This window comes from Chloroflexota bacterium, assembly GCA_034717495.1.
Taxonomy (GTDB): Bacteria; Chloroflexota; Anaerolineae; order JAAEKA01; family JAAEKA01; genus JAYELL01.
Genome location: JAYELL010000115.1, coordinates 1 through 7,346, shown reverse-complemented (window position 1 = coordinate 7,346; position 7,346 = coordinate 1). Strand labels below are relative to the sequence as shown.

The 7,346-nt window shown below is 58.5% G+C and carries 3 protein-coding genes; all 3 read left to right on the top strand.

Going from position 1 to position 7,346, the window contains the following annotated elements; genetic code table 11:
- The first annotated feature begins 136 nt into the window (after nucleotides 1-136).
- The 3 genes from U9R25_20420 to U9R25_20410 all read left to right on the top strand — a co-directional run bounded on the left by U9R25_20420 (nucleotide 137) and on the right by U9R25_20410 (nucleotide 7,155).
- Nucleotides 137-1,567 (top strand): hypothetical protein, encoded by a 1,431-nt coding sequence (locus tag U9R25_20420; GenBank protein ID MEA3338261.1) that lies wholly within the window; start codon nucleotides 137-139, stop codon nucleotides 1,565-1,567.
- Between the two features lie 136 nt (nucleotides 1,568-1,703).
- Entirely contained in the window at nucleotides 1,704-4,466 is a 2,763-nt protein-coding gene (locus tag U9R25_20415) for a YfhO family protein (GenBank protein ID MEA3338260.1), read from the top strand.
- A 187-nt stretch (nucleotides 4,467-4,653) separates the two neighbouring features.
- Entirely contained in the window at nucleotides 4,654-7,155 is a 2,502-nt protein-coding gene (locus U9R25_20410) for a right-handed parallel beta-helix repeat-containing protein (GenBank protein ID MEA3338259.1), read from the top strand.
- The last annotated feature ends 191 nt before the right edge of the window (nucleotides 7,156-7,346 follow it).

Here is a 7,346-nt window from a genome sequence, read left to right as displayed (position 1 = left end):
CGCGTCCCCCCTCTCCGTGTCCCCGTGTCCCCGCGTCCCCGCGTCCCAGCGTCCCCGTGTCGCCCCTCCCCGCGTCCCCGCGTCAATGGCGGAAGCCACCAACCATCCTTTGACTCCGGACATCGCGAATGTTACAATGACTCATCCAACTTTGATCGGCGTTGCCGACGCAGTCACCCAGGCCGGAGAAGGGGCAGTGCCAACACGACTTTCCCGTGACCCGGTCCCACCTTTGCCGATTCCCGCTACCGCCGCTCGACGACAGAGTCCATATATGCCCATTCGAAAGACCCGGCTATCGAGATTGGTTTTGCTGGCGATACTTACCGTGCTGGTGGGCTGTGCGCCCGCGACTTTGCCCACGCCCGACCGAAACGCTCTGGCAAACCTGCCTACGGCCACGCCAACCGCACCCACTCCCCGTTCCAAAGTTACCCTTGCCCCCCGTCCCACCGATACCCGGACGCCGACAAAGACCCCGGTAGCTACGGATACCCCGATTCCGACTGGCACGCCAACCTCGACCCCCTCCCCAACACCCACGGAAAGCCCATCCCAGACGCCGACGCCGGGACCTCTGGCTATAGCCCTTGGCTTCGCAGATGATATCATAGACCGCCTGCAAGCCGCGGATTACATCCTCATCGACGAGCAGGCGACCGGCGCTGGCGGAAACCAAATCGTCGCCTATCTCCTGGAGCCACCTGAAGAGGAGACTGAGTTCCGTTTGGGCGATAAGGTACCGCGGCTGTTGATCTACCAACACCAGGAAGGCCAGCCACCTCAACTTCTGTATGAGGACGAGGGCAGCGATCAGGTATTGCAGTTTGCAGGGCTTGGCTATACCTGGGAGTCCTCCCTGGGCTGGCAAGATATCAACAACGATGGTCTCCTGGAGCTTCCAGTTTGGGCGGCCAACGGAGGTTTCTGCTGGGCATGCACTCGCGTGTACATCCTGCAGCTCATACCTGGAGCTGACGGGTCAGCCCAAATCAGGGAGATCACCGGCGCCGTCCCCTTTCTGCACCTGTTGACAGTCCCCATTATTCCCAAATGGCTGAACGACCTGGACGGCGACGGACTGCCCGAAATCGAACTCCTGGACGGTCGCTTCGAGTTCGCGTTCGGACTCGACCGGGAATCGTCGCCAGGTCTCTACCGCATCTACGCCTGGAACGGCACAGACTATGGCGATGCCTCGTTACGCTATCCCGGCTATTTCGAGTTTCAGATCAGCCAGGCCCGGCAAGATCTGGAAAGCAGCTATGGTCAACCCCTGCAAGGCCAACGGGAAATTGGCAGAGCGGTCCTCCTTCTCCTGGCGTACGAAGCCCGGGGCCAGCGCGACCAGGGTTGGAGTCGTTTCCTGGAGCTCAGCGATCCATCCCGATGGACAGGCGAAGCTGGCCAAGGCGCAACCGATTTATTGATCAAGGTAAGAGAACACCTCCGCGGCCAGTACGAGCGCAATGAGCCCTTCTACCCCTGGCCGCCAGAACCTCCCTCCCTGTCCGGAAGCGACCAGGTTCAGCAGGAAGCCACCCCCTCGCCGGATGCCTCCAACTGACCGGGATCCAACGCTGTTTTCGATCGTTGGCATCCCGAATACAGAACGCATAGAACTCGAAGGTTGACTCCACCCCGCTTCTGCGTTATATTCCTCACGATGGCCCGGTCGCTCAAGGCCTCCTGCAGATATTGCCGTGCCCGAAAAACGCCACCTGCAGGAAGACCTTCCCAACACCCCGATATTGGGGGCGGCTGTCGATTTTACGCTCATGAAACAATTTATCCGTCGCCATAGACACGACCTGGTGGCATTGCTTGTCCTGGCACTGGCCACCACCCTGTTCCACGCAGGTGGTCTCAAACCGGGACAGACGTTTTTGCCTGTGGACCTGGCAAACAACAATCCCCCCTGGCGCGACGGGCCTCTGCAACCCCTCCAGAACCCCCTGATCACCGATCCGCTTTACCAGTTTTATCCCTTTTTGCAATTCGCCATCGACACCGTGGAAGCGGGCAGTTGGCCCCTTTGGAATCCTCATATTTTCCTGGGGCATCCTGTTATTGCCGATCCAATCGCACAGCCTTTCTACCCGGTTTTCGTTCTCCTGGGAGTAGCGACCGGCGCAGCGCGGGCTATTTCTATCGGCCTTTGGTTCCATATCCTGTTGGCCGGTTTTTTCACCTACGGATTCCTCCGAGCCCTCAGGTTGAATTATCGCGCCGCTCTGCTGGGCGCTCTCATCTTCGCCCTCAGTGGCTATCTTGTCACCTGGTTCGAAACGCTCTTCTGGACCAGTACCCTGGCATGGTTGCCTGGTGTACTGCTCGCATTCGAGTTGGGCATCCAGCGCCGCAATTGGGCCCTGATCGGGTTGGCCGGGTTGATCCTGGGAATAGCTTACCTGGCAGGCCAACTGACATTCGCGTTGACTTTCGCCATTTTCCTCGTTCTGTACGCCGTGGGCCGTGCCATGGAACAGCGCCCTGACCGGCGGGCAGGCGTGTGGGCAGTCATGGCTGCTATCGTGGCTGCGGCAATCGGCGCCCTGATCTCGGCCGTTCAGATTCTGCCCTTTGATCAGTTCCTGGCCCTGAGTCACCGGGTCGCCGCGCAGGGGCTGAGAGATCCGTTGCCTGCCTCCCAGCTCATCTCCCTTCTCATACCAGGTTTCTTTGGCAACCCCACGTCAATCGGCGACTATTGGGGCTACTTCAATTTCAGTGAGGGTACCATCTACACAGGCATGCCCGCCCTTCTGCTCGCCCTGATCGCGCCCTTTTTTGCACAGCGACGCTTCCTTGCGACCTATCTGTTGTTACTCAGCGCAATCGTTCTCTACTTTGCGGTTGGAGGCCCCGGCGTCGAATTGCTGGCCACTTTTCCAGGCATCAAGTATCTGTCTCTCCACCGCACCCTCTTCTTGCTGCCCCTGCTGATCGGCACGCTGGCCGCAATGACCCTCGACTCACAGGAGGGGTCCCTGGTACCACTGTTTGTCGCTGCCGCTGCTCTTTTCCTGGCAGTCGTGGCTGCATATTTCCTGAATCTGGCCAACATTCAGACCCACATGGACGCCCTGTTTCCCTATTTCGGGCTTGCCGCCCTGGTCCTGGCAGCAACAGTCCTTCTATTCACCCTTGGAGTTCGGCAACCATCCTGGCAACCCTGGACCCAATGGGCTCTGATTGCCCTGGTCTATTTTGAACTTTTCCTGCTTGGCGCCAGGTTCAATCCCACCGGGCCGATCGAGCAGTTAATGCCTGAAACGCCGGCGATCGAATTCCTGAAAGAAAACGCGCCGCCCTATCGCATTGCACCTTATTCCCGGGGCAGCACTGTCGTGATGGGACCCAATATCCCGACGATCTTTGAACTCGCCCAGGGAGGCGGCTATTCCTCGATCGTGCCCATGGCTCATCTCGTGTTGGCCGAATTAGGCGATCCAACCGGGCGGCATTGGAACTGGATAGGCCTGAGCGATCCATCGACCCGATTGCTGGATCTTCTACAGGTGCGATACGTGATCTGGACAGATCCGGTGAAGGATGTCAATCCGGTCCCCGAGCATCTCCTCGATTCCTGCGAAAGCACCTCAGGACAGATCACCGCAGATCATCCCCTGAACGGCCTCTTTTCAGTGCGGAACTCGGCCGTGAACCGCCTGGACTTTCGCTTCCGCGTTCTCAGTGACGACCCAGGCAACCTGGTCGTTCGCATGTGGTCAGATGTGGACCGTCACCGCCAGATGCTGGAAGAACAGATAGATGGCGTCTCCGTTGCAGATGGCCAGTGGACCACCATCTACTTTGCTCCAGAACTGGATGCGCCAGGAAAGACCTATGCGTGGGAGATCTCCTCGCAAGGGCCGTCGGAAACGAGCAGCATCGCACTCTGCACCGACTCGCAGGGGCAACCTGCTACAGCCCTTTTTGGCAGCCCATGGCGCGACGCCTACGACGGCGAGGTGGCCATTCAGGAAAGATTGTCTCCCCTGCCCCGGGCCTTCGTCGCGTACGCGGTCGAAAATGTGTGGGGTCGACGGCCCGTACTCGTGCGCCTGATGGAGGACACCTTCGATGTACGGAATGTGGTCATCAACGACAGGCTCGAAGGCCTGCCTGTCACACCACCGAGGCCGGCCGACCCTGCCAAGATTACTCACTACGGCCTCACAGAGATCGAAATACAGGCCACGGCCAGGGAACCCGGTATCCTGGTCCTGGGTGACCAGTATCATCCGGGATGGACAGCCACCCTGGACGGGCAGGACACTGAAGTCCTGCAGGTGAACCAGGTGTGGCGGGGTGTTGTCCTGCCTGCAGGTACACACACCGTAACTTTCCGTTTTCAACCAGATTCCCTTCGCCTGGGTGGCGCGCTGAGCCTTCTCGGTGTTGCCCTGGTCGCGATCCTGATTGGCTTTGGCCTGTTCCGATCGCGACATCGCTCGACTTAGTAGCTGGAGTTACGCAGGTAACAATATGCTCAGAAGACGGCGGACCACGGACGGCAGACGGCAGCAAGAGGACGGAAGAGGCGGTCCGCGGTCGGCGGTCCTCGGTCAGCGGTCGGTAGTACCAGTTTCCTATTGTGCCCATCGCTGCAATCGCCTATACTAACCAATGGATTGCAGTCGTGAAGACATGTCGATCCAAATCTATTGCACTATGAAAAAACAATCCATACAACTCACCAGAAGGCTGCTAATCCTGCTCGCCTCGATAGCAACCATGTTCGCTCTCTTCCCATCCCACTTCAGCCTGGCCCAGCAGTACGACGTCTGCTCAAGCGGCTGCCCTTACCGGACCATTCAGGCTGGCATCGACGCGGCTGCCAGCGGAAGCACTCTCCGTGTCGGACCAGGCACTTACGTGGAAAGTCTCACCCTGCGCCCAGGAATTAGCATCAGTGGGGCTGGAAGTGGCAGCACGATCATTCAGGGCAATGGGTCCAACCCCGTGGTCGTTGCCGGCAACAACGCCATTGGGCGCAGCACCGTCATCGAAACGCTCACCATCATGGGAGGTGGCGGCGGTCCTGGGGCAGGCATTCAGATTAGAAATGGCGCATCGCCCACGGTCAGAAACAGCAGGATTACCAATAACGTCACCGCTGGTTCAGGTGGCGGCATTCACGTGGCAGGCCCGAGCGACGCTCTTCTGGATAATGTGGAATTCCGCGACAATCGTGCAGTCACCGGCTCCGGATTGACAGTAGTCAACGGTGGCCGGACCACCTTGAGAAACAGCTTGTTCATCGACAATCGAGCCACAGGATCCGCCCATGGCGGCTCGATTTTCGTTCAGAACAATGCCAGCCTCGTTATGGAAAACTCGACGGTAAAGGGGTCCACAGCCTGGCTAGGTGGCGGTCTGCGAATCATCGATCACAGTTCCGCCACCATCACAGGCGGGCGTTTCGAGAACAACACCGTCACAGGCAACGGCGGGGCAATCGATGTCAGTCAGGCGTCCACCCTGACGATGACCGGGGTGACCGTGACGGGCAATTCGGCTGCCATGGGAGGCGGTGTTTACTCGGACGATGCCATCTTGACCATTGTCGACAGCACCTTTTCTGCCAACCAGGCCAGTAACTCTGCAGGCGCATTGAGAGCCGGCCCCAATTCATCGCTCACGCTGCGCAGTTCAACCGTGCGAAACAACCGGGCCCTTTCCGGCAGTGCGGGTGGCGTCCTGGTCGTGAATGGCCTGGCGACCATCTCCGACTGCCAGTTCGAGGGCAACCAGGCAGCCTCGGTTGGCGGCGGCATCGAGCTCCGCGGTGCCCATGACGTGCTGCTCTCCAACCTGGACGTCGTAAACAATCAGGCTACCGACGGTGCGGGGCTTTACGCCAGCCAGTCGCGTACCAGCATCCGCATCATCGATAACTATTTTGCTCACAACGCAGCGTCAGGCTTCGGCGCTGGACTTGTGATTCTCAGAAACAGCTCGGTCGACATTCTCGACAATCTGTTCGAATACAACCAGGCTGGCAATGACGGCGGGGCGATCAATATCCAGGACAATTCAGATGGACTGGTCGACTCGAATATCATACGCAACAATACCGTCGCGGGCACCGGTGGTGGAATCAAGATCCATATCAATGCGAACCCGGTCGTTCGCCACAACCGCATCGAAAACAATACTGCGATGGAGGGGGGCGCCATCTATGTGGAGTGGTTCTCCGATCCGATCATCGAGAGCAACGATTTGCTCGATAATCTGGCCACCCGATTTGGCGGCGCTATGGTGGTCAACAGCGATTCCGCCCCTTCCATCCGGGGCAACCTGATCACCCGCAACCAGGCTCAAGGTGGTGGCGGCGGCCTCTTCCTGAACAACAACTCCAGCTCGTTGGTCGAAAACAATACGATTAGCAACAATTGGTCCGGCGGCACAGGCGGTGCCATGATCATCAACGTCGACGATCGCAGCCAGATATTGAACAACATCATCGCCTGGAATGAGGCCAATCTGCACGCCGGTGGCATCCACATGCAGGGCAGCACTGCCAGGGTATTTGGCAACAAGATCAGTGACAACTATGCCCACGACCTGGGGGGTGGGTTGGTGGTTCAAGCTGGCAGCGGAATCGATATCAGCAACAATCTGATCGCAGGCAATCGATCGGGCAGCTACGGCGACGGCATGTATGTAACAGGCACCAGCCCTCGCATTGCCAACAACACAATCGCCGACAACAACCGCAATAGCGGCGGCGATGGCGTCTTCCTGAGTACCGGTTCGGCGCCTGTTTTCATCAACAACGCCGTCGTGCGCAACGGTCGAGGAATCCGCAGCACCGATGGAAGCCACCCGTCGCAGATGACCCACAACGATTTCTTCGACAATTCATACGGGCACTACGTCAACATGGGGCCTGGCACCAACGACCTGCTCGTGGATCCAGAAATGCTTCGCGGCCCGCAAGGAGACTATTATCTCTGTCATTCGGGCAGTGCCGGATCCAACTGCCCACTGATCGACGCAGGCTACGGATCGGCTCAGTCCCACGGCCTACACACAACCACAACTCAGATCGACGGGCAACCCGATCGCGGTACAGTCGATATTGGCTTCCACTTCACACCACCCCAGCGCCCCACCTTCCTTCCGCTGGTCTTCACCAGTGAATAAGTAGGCAGGTAGACAGGTAAACAAGTAGATAAGTAGACAGGTAAACAAGTTCGCCGATGCACCAAGACCTGGCTCCTTGTTTCCCTGTCTCCCTGTTTCCCTGTCTACCTGTTTCCCTGTCTACCTATTTCCCTGTCTACTTGCTTCCTTGTCTCCTTGCTCCCTTGTCTCCCTGTTTCCCTGTCTCCCTG

Coding starts and splice junctions, on each gene's coding strand:
- U9R25_20420 (MEA3338261.1), top strand. CDS start 137: ATGACTCATCCAACTTTGATCGGCGTTGCCGACGCAGTCACCCAGGCC.
- U9R25_20410 (MEA3338259.1), top strand. CDS start 4,654: ATGTCGATCCAAATCTATTGCACTATGAAAAAACAATCCATACAACTC.